Source organism: Paenibacillus vietnamensis, assembly GCF_020169515.1.
GTDB lineage: Bacteria > Bacillota > Bacilli > Paenibacillales > Paenibacillaceae > Pristimantibacillus > Pristimantibacillus vietnamensis.
The window spans coordinates 413,684-426,990 of sequence record NZ_JAHMHW010000002.1 but is presented as its reverse complement, the minus strand read 5'-3'; the positions used below and the strand labels follow the sequence as shown (position 1 = coordinate 426,990).

General features: G+C 53.9%; 13 protein-coding genes. 11 read left to right on the top strand and 2 right to left on the bottom strand.

Annotated features, from left to right (window positions below; all coding sequences use genetic code 11):
- Nucleotides 1-41 precede the first annotated feature (41 nt).
- Nucleotides 42-878 carry a helix-turn-helix transcriptional regulator gene (locus tag KP806_RS07025; protein ID WP_224722860.1) on the bottom strand — a complete coding sequence of 279 codons (837 nt, stop codon included), beginning with the start codon at nucleotides 876-878 and terminating at the stop codon, nucleotides 42-44.
- A 118-nt stretch (nucleotides 879-996) separates the two neighbouring features.
- Between KP806_RS07025 and KP806_RS07020 the strand changes: the two genes are divergently transcribed.
- Both KP806_RS07020 and KP806_RS07015 read left to right on the top strand, forming a co-directional pair.
- Complete coding sequence (locus KP806_RS07020; RefSeq protein WP_224722859.1) at nucleotides 997-1,998, top strand: Gfo/Idh/MocA family protein; 1,002 nt, start codon at nucleotides 997-999, stop codon at nucleotides 1,996-1,998.
- A 28-nt stretch (nucleotides 1,999-2,026) separates the two neighbouring features.
- On the top strand, nucleotides 2,027-2,971 hold the full coding sequence (locus tag KP806_RS07015) for an aldo/keto reductase (protein ID WP_224722858.1): 945 nt from the start codon (nucleotides 2,027-2,029) through the stop codon (nucleotides 2,969-2,971).
- 440 nt (nucleotides 2,972-3,411) lie between these two features.
- Here the strand turns inward: KP806_RS07015 and KP806_RS07010 are convergent, their stop codons facing one another.
- Nucleotides 3,412-4,218, bottom strand: coding sequence for a helix-turn-helix domain-containing protein (locus tag KP806_RS07010; protein ID WP_224722857.1), 807 nt, complete (start codon nucleotides 4,216-4,218; stop codon nucleotides 3,412-3,414).
- Between the two features lie 132 nt (nucleotides 4,219-4,350).
- On the opposite strand from KP806_RS07010, the gene KP806_RS07005 reads away from it, so the two are divergent.
- From KP806_RS07005 to KP806_RS06965, 9 genes are all read left to right on the top strand, one after another.
- Nucleotides 4,351-5,160 carry a phytanoyl-CoA dioxygenase family protein gene (locus KP806_RS07005; RefSeq protein WP_224722856.1) on the top strand — a complete coding sequence of 270 codons (810 nt, stop codon included), beginning with the start codon at nucleotides 4,351-4,353 and terminating at the stop codon, nucleotides 5,158-5,160.
- 11 nt (nucleotides 5,161-5,171) lie between these two features.
- Nucleotides 5,172-6,020, top strand: coding sequence for a sugar phosphate isomerase/epimerase family protein (locus KP806_RS07000; RefSeq protein ID WP_224722855.1), 849 nt, complete (start codon nucleotides 5,172-5,174; stop codon nucleotides 6,018-6,020).
- A 704-nt stretch (nucleotides 6,021-6,724) separates the two neighbouring features.
- Nucleotides 6,725-6,922 carry a hypothetical protein gene (locus KP806_RS06995; RefSeq protein WP_224722854.1) on the top strand — a complete coding sequence of 66 codons (198 nt, stop codon included), beginning with the start codon at nucleotides 6,725-6,727 and terminating at the stop codon, nucleotides 6,920-6,922.
- Nucleotides 6,916-7,206, top strand: a complete 291-nt coding sequence (locus KP806_RS06990) for a glycoside hydrolase family 30 beta sandwich domain-containing protein (protein ID WP_224722853.1) — start codon at nucleotides 6,916-6,918, stop codon at nucleotides 7,204-7,206. The genes KP806_RS06995 and KP806_RS06990 overlap by 7 nt, the downstream gene beginning before the upstream one ends.
- Before the next feature lie 58 nt (nucleotides 7,207-7,264).
- Complete coding sequence (locus tag KP806_RS06985) at nucleotides 7,265-9,055, top strand: sensor histidine kinase (RefSeq protein ID WP_224722852.1); 1,791 nt, start codon at nucleotides 7,265-7,267, stop codon at nucleotides 9,053-9,055.
- Nucleotides 9,039-10,109, top strand: a complete 1,071-nt coding sequence (locus tag KP806_RS06980; protein WP_224722851.1) for a response regulator transcription factor — start codon at nucleotides 9,039-9,041, stop codon at nucleotides 10,107-10,109. The genes KP806_RS06985 and KP806_RS06980 overlap by 17 nt, the downstream gene beginning before the upstream one ends.
- A gap of 103 nt (nucleotides 10,110-10,212) precedes the next feature.
- On the top strand, nucleotides 10,213-11,505 hold the full coding sequence (locus KP806_RS06975; RefSeq protein WP_224722850.1) for an ABC transporter substrate-binding protein: 1,293 nt from the start codon (nucleotides 10,213-10,215) through the stop codon (nucleotides 11,503-11,505).
- A gap of 79 nt (nucleotides 11,506-11,584) precedes the next feature.
- Nucleotides 11,585-12,469: a carbohydrate ABC transporter permease gene (locus KP806_RS06970; protein ID WP_224722849.1), complete on the top strand. Its 885-nt coding sequence runs from the start codon at nucleotides 11,585-11,587 to the stop codon at nucleotides 12,467-12,469.
- A complete protein-coding gene (locus KP806_RS06965; protein ID WP_224722848.1) occupies nucleotides 12,466-13,293 on the top strand; it encodes a carbohydrate ABC transporter permease in 828 nt (275 codons plus the stop codon). The genes KP806_RS06970 and KP806_RS06965 overlap by 4 nt, the downstream gene beginning before the upstream one ends.
- Nucleotides 13,294-13,307: the final 14 nt, after the last annotated feature.

The following is a 13,307-nucleotide window of genomic DNA, read 5'->3' as shown; positions in this document are numbered from 1 at the left end:
ATTGCGACAGCTGCGTAATGTCCGGCAGCTTCGCCAGCAGCCTATACCCCGTATAATTGCCGGTATACCGTCGGAGTCATGCCCTCATGCTCCATGAATCGTTTGTTAAAATAGCTGACGCTCGGATAGCCGGCGTCGGCCGCAATCTGGCCGATGTTCGCATCCTTGCGCTCGAGCAGCCACTGCTTGGCCATCTGAAGCCTGCAGCGCGTAATGAAATCCATGGGCGTCATCTCCATGACGCTGCGGAACAGCTTGCAGAAATAATGCGGGCTGACGCCCGCCTGGCCCGCCCAATACTCCAGGATGAACGGCTGAGCCGCTTTCTCCTGCATGAGGGGGAGCAGCTCGGCGATCCGGCTCGCGGTCGAGACGGATTTGCTGCCGGACAGCGGGATGGCCTGCTCGACGAATACGGAAAGGATCGCGTAGGTCAGCGCGGACAGCCGTGACGGACGAAGCATCCGGTGCGTCTCGGCCTCGGCGAGCAGCTCCTCGTGTGCCGTCTCCCAGGCGGAACGGTTGCGGATCGTCCACAGCTGGCTTTTGTGAAAGCCGCGTTCGATCATATAATCCTTCAAGCTGTGCCCGTAGAAATGCACCCATCTGATATCCCACGGATCATCCTTGCTGCTGTAATAATGCTGTCTTTGAAGCGGAAAATAAAGCACGGCTTCGCCCGCCTCAAGCGTGTGCACCTCGCCGTCCCATTCGACGAAGCCTTTGCCCGAAACGACGTAGTGGATGTTGAAATTGCCCAGCGAACCGGCTTCCCGAAGCGTGTAATGCTGGGGCTGCTCCCAATAGTTTCCGACGGATTCGGGAAAACAAAAGAATGGATTATGCGGAAGCGTAAGCAGATGGCTTTGCCGCTGCATGCAATCACCTCGATGACAATATTGTTATAAACTAAAACAAAATAATATCATTTTAATTTTAAATAGATCGACTTATAATCGCAATATAGTCGTAAATAAATAACGAGGTGATAATCAAATGTCAGTCAAAAAGTTGAAATGGGGCATTTTGGGCTGTGCCGGAATCGCGAGGAGAGCCGTCATTCCGGGGCTGCATTTGTCTGAAATAAACGAGGCGGCCGCGATCGCAAGCCGGGATGCGGACAAGGCGAAAAAAACGGCGGAGGAGCTTCAAATACCGGTGTCATACAGCAGCTACGAAGCGCTTCTGGAGGACGATTCCATAGACGTTGTCTACATCCCGCTGCCGAACCATTTGCACAAGGAATGGACGATCCGCGCCGCCGAGGCGGGCAAGCATATTTTATGCGAGAAGCCGCTGGCATTGACGGAGAAGGAAGCAGCCGAGATGGCCGAAGCATGCGCAAAGGCCGGCGTGCTGCTGTCGGAAGCGTTCATGTACCGTTATCACCCGCGTTATGACCGGATTCAGGAAATTATCGCCGCGGGTGAAATCGGCGAAATCCGCGGCATCCGCAGCGCCTTTACGTTCAACAATGCGGCGAATAAAGGCAATGTCAGGTACCGCAAGGAATGGGGCGGCGGCTCCATCTACGACGTAGGCTGCTACCCGATTACTGCAGCAAAGCTGCTGCTAGGGAAAGAACCGGAAGCGGTTACCGTGCAGGCGCTGTTCTCTCCGGAGCATGACGATGTGGATATGATGGCTTCGGGTCTGCTGGAATTCGGCGGCTCCGTATCGCTTTCCTTCGACTGCGGCATGTGGGCGGCGTTCCGCAACCCGCTGGAGGTCGTAGGCACGGACGGCATCATCGAGGTTCCGTCGGCGTTCGTGACCGGGGAGCCGGGCAGCGCCAACTTCTTTGTCACCGCCCGCGGGGAGCGCCGCGAGGTTGAGGTGCCGAATTTGAACCAATATACGCTGCAGGCCGATCATTTGGCGGGTGCGATCCTGAACGGGACGCCGCTGAAATACGAGCCGTCGGATGCAATCAGCAACATGAGAATTATCGACGCCTGCCTGAAGTCGGCACGCGAGCGTTCAAGAGTGATCATCTAACTTTTGAGATAAAAAGGAGACATGCGCAATGGAATTTATCAGCATTCAAGGCTGCGAAAAACCGGTTTCCCGTTTGATGAAAGGAACGGATTATTTCTTCCATAACACGTACGAGAAGGCGGCGGCCAATCTCGACGCTTTCCTCGCGATCGGCGGAAACTCGCTGGATACGGCGCATATTTATTGCGGAGGCGAAAGCGAAGAGGTGATCGGCCGGTATATGAAGGAGCGGGGCAACCGCGAGCAGATGGTCATTCTGACGAAAGGGGCGCACCATGACCGGACAGGCCCGCGCGTGAACCGCGAAGCGATCCGGTCGGATCTCGAGACGAGCCTGAAGAGGCTGCAAACGGACTATATCGATCTGTACGGGCTCCATCGCGACGATCCTGCTGTTCCGGCGGGCGAAGTTATCGAAATTTTAAACGAGCACGTGAAGTCCGGCGCGGTCAAGGCGATCGGCGTTTCGAACTGGACCTGGCAGCGCATCAAGGAAGCGAACGAGTACGCCGCGGCAAACGGGCTAGTCGGCTTTACGTTCAGCAGCCCGAACCTCAGCCTTGCGAAAGCGAACGAACCGTTCTGGTCGGGCTGCGTAAGCGCGGATGCCGAAACTTGCGCTTGGCACGAGGAGCAGCAGTTCCCTCTGCTGTCCTGGTCCTCGCAGGCGAGAGGATTTTTTACGGGCAGATTTACGCCGGAGGTTCGGGACAATGCGGATCTCGTCCGCGTCTTCTACAGCGACGACAACTGGGAGAGGCTGGAGCGGGCGAAGCAGCTGGCTGCGCAAAAAGGCGTAAGCGCCATCCAGATCGCCTTGGCCTACGTGCTGAACCAGCCGTTCCCAACCTGCGCATTGATCGGGGCGCAAACGGCCGAGGAGCTGCATTCCTGCGACGCCGGCTCGCTGATCAAGCTGACGCGCGAGGAGCTGGATTGGCTGGATCTGACATCGGCTGCGAAAACCGTTTAACGAGCGTCGGCCATAAATAAGGAATGAACCGGACGGATGTGTCCGGTTCTTTTTTGTATGCAGATGCGAGATCAGGAGGAGCATGGTTCTTTAAATCTAATGGACAAAAATGACGCTTATACAGCTCATTTCGTTATCTCTCCAATCTAACGGTCGTCCTTGCATCTTAACGAACACCTATTAAGAAAACCTTGCTTCAAAGCGTCCTAAGCTTCACTCCTGACCGTTAGCCGAATACGCTTGCTTGCTATTCGCTCTAAGCGGCCTCTATGGCCGTTACAACAATCAAGCTGTATACTTGCTCATGGCAACGACGAAACTACTGCGCTCAATCATAGAATTACACAATCATGCTATACACGCATTACCGTAAACCCAGCCCGCTATAGTTCGGCATTTGCAGGAGACCTGAGTAGATGCAACGTGTGCACATTCACTTTTTAGTCTGTCCTGCCTTGCTTCAAGTAGCTTCTCGGGCTGCAGCCGAACATGTCCCGAAAGAGAGCGGCAAAATGGTTGTAATTGTTAAAGCCGACGTCGAGAGCGGCTTCGGACGCGTTGCGGCCCATATGGACCATCAGCAGCGCAGCCTGCCGGAGCCGGAGCCTATTGAGATGCTCCACCACGCTCTCGCCGGTCTCCTGCTTGAACAGATGGGATAGACGGGAAGCGGACAGTCCGACGGCTTTGGCCAAATCCTCGATGCGGATCGAATCGCTCATATGACGCGACAAATACTGCAGCGCATGCTCTATGCGCGGATCGAGCCGCTGATTCAGCTGCTGCGCAGCCAGCAGAATGACCTCGCGCAGCGATGTTTCGCACAGCAAGTGCCAGAAGCTCGAACGCTCACGCGAATCGCTGAGGATGTTCTCGAAAGCAAGTTCCACACGGCTCCGCATATGACCCTCCGGAATTGCTGCCACGATCGCTTCCTCTTGCGGCAAATAATCGATTTCAGGCAGTTTTTGAAAATGCACCCAATAAAAATTCCAGCGGCTTCCGGGCACCGTGCCGTACTCATGCGGAACGCCTGCGCGCAGAAAACCGAGCTGTCCGGCATCGCACCGCTTCTCGCCTTCGGCCGTCTTTAAATAGCCGTTTCCCTGTATCGTATAAAAGATCAGCCAATCGTCCATGCCGTTCGGCCTGCGGTACCGGTAATCGTCCGATTCGTCGAAATGCCCGCCGAACAGCGTCCCGGAAGGGGGATCGTCCGCGTAATCCTTAGGTCTGGATAAGTTCATGCGCTGAAGCCTCCATTCATATCGCAGCAGAATACCGTTACTTTTCAGCAGTAATCGTTCTTCTTTAAAATTATCGGATCCACTATGATTAAGTCAAGAAGAACAAACCTTAATACAAAGGAGCGATCAGGCATGACATCGACTTTGAAGGCTCTGACGGAGGAGCAGCTGCAGCAGTTCAAAACCGAAGGTTACATTATCGTGAAAGGGCTTTTTTCGCAGGAGGACTTGCGCACGATTGAGAATACGTTCGAGGAAATCGGTAATACCACTGTGCCGGGTTTCTTCGAGCCCGTGCTGGATCCCGGTACGGAGGATCCGCTGAAGCGTTATCCGCGGGTGATGCATCCGCACCGCTTTAACGAAACGGCAAAACAGTATATGCTGCATCAGCCGGTGCTTGACGTGCTGCACGACCTGTACGGCGAACCGGCGCTTGCCGCCCAAAGCATGTTCTACTACAAGCCACCGGGATCGCGGGGCCAGGCGCTTCACCAGGACAATTTTTATTTGCAGGTGGAGCCGGGCAACTGCATTGCGGCCTGGACGGCGATCGACGCTGCGGATATGGACAACGGAGGTTTGCTGGTCGTGCCGAAGACGAGCGAGCTGGAAATCAGCTGTCCGGAGCTGGCGGATTCAAGCGAGTCGTTCACGACGCATTACGTGAAGCCGCCAAAGGACGAAAAAGCGATTCCTGCAGTGATGGACAAGGGAGATGTGCTGTTTTTTAACGGAAATCTGATTCACGGTTCCTACCGGAACAAAACGAAGGACCGGTTCCGCCGAGCGTTTATATGCCATTATGCCAATGAATCCGCGACGCATATCAGCCATTACTACCGCCCGCTGTACCGCGCCGACGGCTCGCCGGTCGATTTGGAAATCAACACGGACGGCGGTCCGTGCGGCATTGAATTCGACAAGGCGTATCCGCACTAATGGAGGGCCGCATGGACAAACAATTGAAGGTTGAGATGTCGTGGTGGGGCATGAACGGCTTAAAGCATTTGCAGGGAGGCGAGGATACGACGGAGGCGAGGTTCCGGATGATCGCAGAGAACGGCTTCGACGGTATCAATGCTTTTATCCCTGCCTCAGAGGAGGCCGGGCTGTGGAAGGAGCTGCTGCAGCATTACGGCTTATCGTTCAGCGTCAATGCTTATCCGTCGTCGATTGAGGATATGGCCGGATTTTTGGAAAAGGCGCAGATGTTCGGCGGGATCGATTACATCAATGCGCAAGTCATGCAGCCGTTTATGGTTGGAGACGGGGCGATCCGGCTGCTTGAAGGAATCGGCCGGCTTTCCGAGGCGGCGGGTATCCCGGTTTTCGTGGAGACGCATCGCGGCACAATTACCCAGGATCTGATCCGTTCGGCGGAATATGTCCGGGCGCTCCCGGATCTGAAGCTGACGATCGATTATTCCCACTACGTCGTGGCCGGCGAGCTTCATACGGTATCGGAGCAAGCCGAAAGCTGGCTGCAGAAGCTGCTGCCGAACGCGCACAGCATTCATACGAGAGTTTCGAACGGCGAGCAGGTTCAGATCGATATCGGCGAATCGGGGGAGCATCCGATGGTTCCCCATTTTGCGAGATGGTGGGAAGGGGCGATGCGGCACTGCCGGAGCCGTGCTAGTGATGCAGCCTTCCCGGTTGTCATCGAGCTGGGACCGCCCTCGTATGCGATTACGACGGACGAAGCGGGCAAACGGTCGAACGAAATCAGCGACCGCTGGGCACAGTCTCTTTATTTGCAAAAGCTCGTCAGGGAGTTGTGGGAAAAAGCGGGGCAATAAAAGGGAACCGATTCCCGCATCCTAGCTCAAAAAAATAAGATTGAAATCTTATCAAGTTTACTATGCAGAGATGGATCGGCCGCAATTGGTCGGTCCTTTTTGAGTTGTCATGGTGTTTGTTGCCTCTACGCGTCTCGATGGTCTACTAATGATCTACGAATTCTATGGTGCAGGCGACCGAACAATTAGCAGCTTCTGAATAGGAACGGACACCGGAAAGACAGAGGCTGCGAAAATGGAGGCAACGGGTACGTGGATGGGATTTTACATCAAGAGATTGACTTGCCCCCTCGTCCGAACGAGTAGATGGATTAGATGTATTTATTTTTGAATGATTGACCTAATTTCGCAAAATAACTGGATTGCCCGTAGATAAATCACACATAATCGTCCAATCAGCCGATCAAATGAGATATAGATACATAGAATACAGTTATTTCCCTTAATTCGGCGAAAGAACTGATATAGCTACACAAAATCCAGTTATTACTCCATGTTCATAAATCCGGTGAGCTGCTGCCGCTAACCCGAGTGCAGGTTTAAAATTGTCCAATGCAATCGTCTAATTTCGTCCAATTCCGGCGAGCCGGGGCAAAAGCTATAATGAAAGCGCAATCATAACACGCGTTATATATCCGGTACAATGTCGAATGCCGGACATTGCGCCAATATTTTAACGGACTTTTAAACAAGGGAGAATTACAATGGAGATAACGAATATCCGCTGGTACGCCAGCACTGAGGATACTAGATGGGAAGAAATGCAAATAAATGCAGACGCGGCAGGGGAAGCTATTCTTGCCTTTACGGACGAACGGTTTCAGCGGCTTGAGGGCTTCGGCGGCTGCTTTAACGAGCTCGGGTACGTTGCACTTGGGGCTGGGAGCAGAACGCGATGCTGACCGTCGATCCCGCGTCCCGGAGCGTAACCCGCAATCCCGAATTTTACGTCATGAAGCATTTCGCCCATTTTACGTCTCCCGGCGACTGCCGGATCGGCCTCAAGGGACCATGGGCGGGCCATTCGGTCGCCTATCTGAAGCCGGACGGCACAAAGGTGCTGGTGCTGATCAACCCTTACCCGGAGGAGCGGGAGCTCCGCCTTGGCACCGCTTCCCAAGCGTTCGCCTTCCGGCTGGCTCCGGAGTCCTTCCATACGATCGTTATTCCTAACGCCCTCCGCTAAGCGGGGCGTTAGTTCCGTTTTTATGCTAAAATCCCGCAGATGGAGGTGAAGAGAGCCTATGCTGGCCAAGCTTGTTAAAAAGCTGACGGAGCCCTTCCGCCGAAGCATCCGCAACAAATTGATTCTGACGATGATTTTCCTGTCGGTTGTGCCGGTCATTGCGGTGACGGGACTTGCGGCGGAGAACAGCCGGACAACGATGGAGTCGGAGGTTATCGTGACGAATCAGTCCAACATGAAGTGGACGGGCGTTTATCTCGGCGACCAGTTCGCGCAGCTGAACAATTTGATTTACAGCGTGCTGATCAGCCCGCATTTAAGCGATTATTTGGCGAACATCGAGGAGGCGAGCCTGTCGGCCCAGTTTACCGCACAAAAAAACATCATGGATACGCTGACCAATTTGTTCTATTCGGCAGGCACTCAAGTCATCGGCGTCGAGATGTATTTGGCCGAGCCCGGCAAGCTGTTCACGATCAATGCGTCACAGAACGACATCGGCACGGTTTCCGGCGTTCCCGAGCCATACCGCGTTTTATTCGAGGAAAATCAGGACTTCATTATCCGTACGGACGAAAGCAATCCGGAGCAGTTTTTGCTCATCCGAAGCATCAACCGCTTCGAGAATCAGGAGAAGCTCGGGGCTATCTCATTAAAAATCAGATGGTCCATGCTGGATCAGACGCTCGATTTGATCGGCCGGGGCGAGCAGCATCAGGTGCTGATCGCGGGCGGCGACGGGCAGATTTTGTACCAGCCGGGCGGTCAGGCGCCCTCAGGCGAAACGCTGCAGCTGATTCGGCAGACGGATGACGAGCAGGGGTACTTTAAAATGGCCGGACAATATGTATTCCACAATACGATCGATCCGGTGGGTCTGAAGCTTGTCACGATCATTCCGAACAGCTTTATTAATCAAAGCGCGCTCGACACGATGCGGTTCGGCATTATTATTGGCGCGGTTTCCGTTGCGGTGTCCGTGCTGATCGCGATATTGCTCGCATGGCGCACCGCCACGCCTATCGTAATGTTGGCAAGGTCGATGCAGGGGCTCGGCCTGATCAGGGAAACGGAGCTTCCCCACAGCAACCGGGTCGACGAAATCGGGCTGCTGGAAACGAAGCTGAACAATATGTCTTCGCGAATCAAGGAGCATATTAAAACGGAGTACAGCATCAATCTCGAGAAAAAAACCGCGGAGCTCAAAGCGCTGCAGGCACAAATCAATCCTCATTTTTTGCAAAATACGCTGCAGATGATCGGAACTATGCTGTTCACTAAAAAGCCGGCCGAATGCTATGAAATCATCCGTTCGCTGAGCGAGATGTTCCGGTACGTCATTCGCGATCCGGACGATTTGGCTTCATTAAAGGCGGAGCTCGACCATCTGGGCAATTATATGAAAATTCAGCAGCAGCGGTTTTCGGCGCGGCTTCATTATTCGGTCGAAATCGACGAGAGTTTGTTATCGAGCAGCGTTCCGAAGCTGACGCTGCAGCCGATCGTCGAAAATGCCTTCATTCACGGGCTGGATTCGAAATCCGGGGAATGGCGCGTAGAGTTGTCGGTTTACGGCGATGATGAAGCCGTCTGCATCCGAATACGCGACAACGGCATCGGAATCGAAGCGGACCAGCTTGCGCGGCTGCGAAACCGGTTAAGCAGCCAAAGCGGGCAAGTATGGACGTACGGGCACCGGATCGGCATTCAGAACGTAGCCTCGCGGCTTCATCTTCATTTTGGGGCGGAAGGCGGCATCCGGATCGACAGTGAGCGGGGCAAAGGGACGACGGTAACGGTACGGTTGCCGGCGGAAACGGGAGGGGAAAGCGATGAAGGAGAATATTAAAGTGCTGCTGGTCGATGACGAAAGCTGGACCAGAGATATCGTTAGAGCTTTCGGGGAATGGGAGCGGCTCGGCATGGAGATTGCCGGGGAAGCGGATGACGGCGCGGAGGCGCTCAGGCTGACGGATGAATTGAAGCCCGGCATCGTCATTACGGACATGCGCATGCCGGGGGTCGACGGCGTCAGGCTGCTGGAAGCGCTCAAGGAGCGGTTTCCGGACATTAAGGCGGTCGTCATTAGCGGCTACGACGACTTTGAGTATGCGAAGCACGCACTCAGAAACCGTGCGGTCGATTACCTGCTGAAGCCCGTCGATCCGAAGGAGCTGAACGCCGCGCTGCGCAAATGCAAGGACGAATTGGAGACGGCGCAGGCCGACCGTGCGGCGATCGCGCTGGACATCGACGTCTCCTATTTGCTTGCGCCGTACAAGCAGCAGCTGCGTACCCGCTATAACGAGCTGAACGCGGAAGGCATAGCTTCCGTTTTCGGGCAGCTGTCCGCGGAGCTGGAACGGAACGGAAGCGCCAAACCGGGCATGCCGGAGCAGGCTGCCCAGGAGCTGCTGCTGCTGCTGAAGGAGCTGATGGCCGCCAATTCGCAGAGCGCAGAAAGTCTGCAAATCGCCTACACGCAGGATGTGTTTGCAGACCTGTCCGGCACGATGCGGTTCATTCAAGGTCACTATGAGGACATGCTGGAGCGGCTTGTTCAGCAGAGAAGGTTCAAAAACAAGCTGAATCTCGATGAGGTGCGGTTATTTATGGAAAAGCATTTTACCGAGCCGCTTACTTTGGAGCAGCTGGCAAGAGCTTTTTTCGTCAGCAAGGAGTATTTGAGCAAAATGTTCAAGCAGGAGTTCGGCCACACCGTAACCGATTATTTACTGCACCTCAGGATGGACAAGGCGAAGGAATGGCTGCTTGACGGCAGCATTCCGATCAAAGCGATCGCGGAGATGGCGGGGTACGAGGATGTCACTTACTTTTACCGCGTGTTCAAAAAGCATTTTGGCGTGGCCCCCGGTGAAATGAGAAAAAGCGGTGAGGTTTAAAAATGTCCAACCAAACGGTCTAATTCCGTCCAATTAAACGCTTTCATTTTTTAGCTACAATGAAAGCGTAAACAAAACAAGTCATTCGGGAGGTCATCCAAATATGAAAAAAGCAGTTAAAGGCATGCTGATCACCGCTCTATCCGCCGCTCTTCTCGCGGGCTGCGGGAACAACGCGGGCAATGCGGGCGAAGAGGGAGGCGCTGCTTCGGGCGGCGAAGCGAAAAGCGTCAAGCTGAAAATGTTCATCGCCCAGCCCCGGTTGAAGGAGCATTACGACAATTACATCGCAGATTTTGTGGCGAAGGAAAAAGCCGAGAAAAATATCGACGTCTCCGTCCAGCTGGAAATGCCGACGGCGGACAACGCGGCGCAAATTTTGAAGACGCGCCTGGCGTCCAACGATGCGCCGGATATTTTCGCCCTGCATGCAATTAACGAAATCCCGTCCTATTACAAAGCGGGCTACCTGGAGGATCTGTCCGGCCAGCCGTTCGTCGGCAAGCTGCTAGACAGCGTCAAGCCTTCCGTCACGACGACGGACGGGAAAGTCGTTGCCATACCGCTCGAGACGCTGTCGTGGGGATACCTGTACAACAAAAAGATATTCGCGGAGCAGGGGCTGACGCCTCCGACGACGCTCAGGGAGATGAAAGCGGTTGTCGAGAAGCTGAAGGCGAGCAATATCACGCCGTTTGTGCTTTCCTATAAGGAAGCCTGGATTCCGCAGCTAGTGCTGCCGCTGGCGGCCGGTGCACTTATCAACACGGAAAATCCGGATTTCATCGAACGCATGAACAAGGACGAGGGTTCGTTTACCGAAATGAAAGCGATGTTCGACATTTTCGATCTGATTAACGCGAACGGTACCGGGAAGGCGACGGAGGTCGGCGGGGACGACGGCGCAGCGGCATTCGCTGCCGGCAAAGGAGCGATGTGGCTGCAAGGCCCGTGGTATGCGGAAACGATTTTGAAATCGAATCCGGATATGGATTTCGGAGTGGCGCCGCTGCCGATCAACGATAACCCGGAAGCTACGCTGATCAATCTGAGCGCCTCGACGTCGCTGGCCGTATCGAAATCGAGCAAAAACAAAGAGGTTGCCCTTGATTTCATCAATTACGTGCTGGATGACACCGCGTCCAACGATTTCTTCCAGGCGCTCAAGTTCAACCCGATCGCGACCGTTCATACGTATGAAAGCTACCCGTGGGTGAACGATGCGACGGCTTACGTGAAGGAAGGCAAATCATATCAGGATCCGTCGATCCCGCAGTCGGTCAAGGACGAAGTAGGCAAAGGGCTGCAAGCTTATTACGCAGGCCAAATTTCCAAGGAAGACGTCCTGTCCGCGCTGGACAAAGCTTGGAAATCCTACAATAAAGTGAATAAATAACGCGATTGCTGAAATGTGGCGGAGGAGAGCGCTGCTCTCCCTGATCCATGTTATATAACATAAGGAGGGAGGCGAAACCGTGCCTGTCAACAGCTACAAAAAATACATCTCGTTATTAGCGTTCGTTGCGCCTGCTTTTATCCTTTACGCCGTGTTTTTGCTCATTCCGACGCTGGGCGGCATGTTTTACAGCTTTACCGACTGGAACGGCTTGAACAGAACCTACGAATTTATCGGCTTCGGCAACTTCGCGGAGGCGCTCATAGAGGATCCGGACTTCATCCATTCTCTGCTCTTCACTCTGAAGTATGTGCTGTTTATGATCGTTTTGCAAAATGTGTTCGCGCTCGGTTTGGCCGTATTCATCGAGACCCGGTCGCGGAGCAAAGGCTTTTTCCGCACGATCTTCTTCATGCCGAATATGATCAGTACGATTATCAGCGCGTTTATGTGGACCTTTGTATTCGCCCAGGTGCTGCCGCAGCTGGCCGAGAAGACGGCGCTTACGTTTCTTGACCAATCGTGGATCGGGGATCCGAACGTCTCGTTTTTCTCCATCCTGATCGTTTCCCTATGGAACGGCGTCGGCTATATGATGATCATTTATTTGGCCGGGCTGCAGGGCGTTCCGCAAAGCTTGAAGGAAGCGGCGTTGATCGACGGAGCGACTCCGTTTCAGACGTTCCTTAACGTTACGCTGCCGATGATTACCCATGCGATTACGATCTGCTTTTTCCTGACGCTCAACGGCGCGTTCAAGGTGTTCGAGGTCGTCTACGGCTTGACCGGCGGCGGTCCGGGACGAAGCACGCAGGTCATCACGATGAACATCTATGAAGAAGCGTTCTCCAACAATTTCCGTTACGGCTACGCAAGCGCAAAATCGGTTATTTTGTTCGTCATCATTTTGATCTTCACATTCATTCAAATTCAAGTCATGAAGAAACGGGAGGTGGAAGCGTGAGGCAAAATAAAGCGGCGTCCCTGCTCACTGCGGGCATCTTGACTGTCTTGGCAGCCGTTTCCTTCTTCCCGATTTATTTGGCGCTCATTAACTCGTTCAAATCGCAAGGGGATATGTTCCGTTCCTTCGTCTCGCTGCCGACCAGCATCAGCTTCGGAAACTATGCAGAGGCGTTCGACAAAATCAATTTGCTAGGCAGCACGGTCAACTCGGTCATTATTTCGGCGCTCGGCATCGGAGGCATCGTGTTAAGCGCATCGCTCGCCGGCTATAAGCTTTCCAGGACAACCGGCAAGCTCAGTCAAGTTATTTTTTTCCTGTTCATCGCGTCCATGCTCGTTCCGTTTCACTCGATTATGATTCCGTTGACAAGAATGGCCAAGAGCCTGTCGGTGCAGGGCAGCACCTACGGCCTGGCGATCATATATATCGGGCTTGGCGTCAATATGGCGATTTTCCTGTATCACGGCTTTGTGAAATCGATTCCGAGGGAGCTGGAGGAAGCGGCTTACATGGACGGCTGCAATGAATACCAGACCTTTTTCCGGATCATTTTCCCGCTGCTCGTGCCGATCACGGTGACGATCGCGATCCTCGATTTCCTGTGGATTTGGAACGACTTCCTGCTTCCGCTGCTTATGCTGACGGATTCGGAAAGCTTTACGCTCATTTTGTCCACGAACACGTTGTTCGGCGAATATAACAAGGATTGGTCGCTTATTTTGGCGGCGCTTGTGCTGACGGCGATTCCGGTTATTCTTATCTACTCGTTTTTCCAGCGGTTCATTATGCACGGCATCGCCGAAGGGGCGGTCAAAGGCTAACAAGAAGGAGCAAT

Bases quoted from the DNA above. Each gene is read 5' to 3' on its own strand.
- KP806_RS07025 (WP_224722860.1), bottom strand. From the start codon at position 878: ATGCAGCGGCAAAGCCATCTGCTTACGCTTCCGCATAATCCATTCTTT.
- KP806_RS07020 (WP_224722859.1), top strand. From the start codon at position 997: ATGTCAGTCAAAAAGTTGAAATGGGGCATTTTGGGCTGTGCCGGAATC.
- KP806_RS07015 (WP_224722858.1), top strand. From the start codon at position 2,027: ATGGAATTTATCAGCATTCAAGGCTGCGAAAAACCGGTTTCCCGTTTG.
- KP806_RS07010 (WP_224722857.1), bottom strand. From the start codon at position 4,218: ATGAACTTATCCAGACCTAAGGATTACGCGGACGATCCCCCTTCCGGG.
- KP806_RS07005 (WP_224722856.1), top strand. From the start codon at position 4,351: ATGACATCGACTTTGAAGGCTCTGACGGAGGAGCAGCTGCAGCAGTTC.
- KP806_RS07000 (WP_224722855.1), top strand. From the start codon at position 5,172: ATGGACAAACAATTGAAGGTTGAGATGTCGTGGTGGGGCATGAACGGC.
- KP806_RS06995 (WP_224722854.1), top strand. From the start codon at position 6,725: ATGGAGATAACGAATATCCGCTGGTACGCCAGCACTGAGGATACTAGA.
- KP806_RS06990 (WP_224722853.1), top strand. From the start codon at position 6,916: ATGCTGACCGTCGATCCCGCGTCCCGGAGCGTAACCCGCAATCCCGAA.
- KP806_RS06985 (WP_224722852.1), top strand. From the start codon at position 7,265: ATGCTGGCCAAGCTTGTTAAAAAGCTGACGGAGCCCTTCCGCCGAAGC.
- KP806_RS06980 (WP_224722851.1), top strand. From the start codon at position 9,039: ATGAAGGAGAATATTAAAGTGCTGCTGGTCGATGACGAAAGCTGGACC.
- KP806_RS06975 (WP_224722850.1), top strand. From the start codon at position 10,213: ATGAAAAAAGCAGTTAAAGGCATGCTGATCACCGCTCTATCCGCCGCT.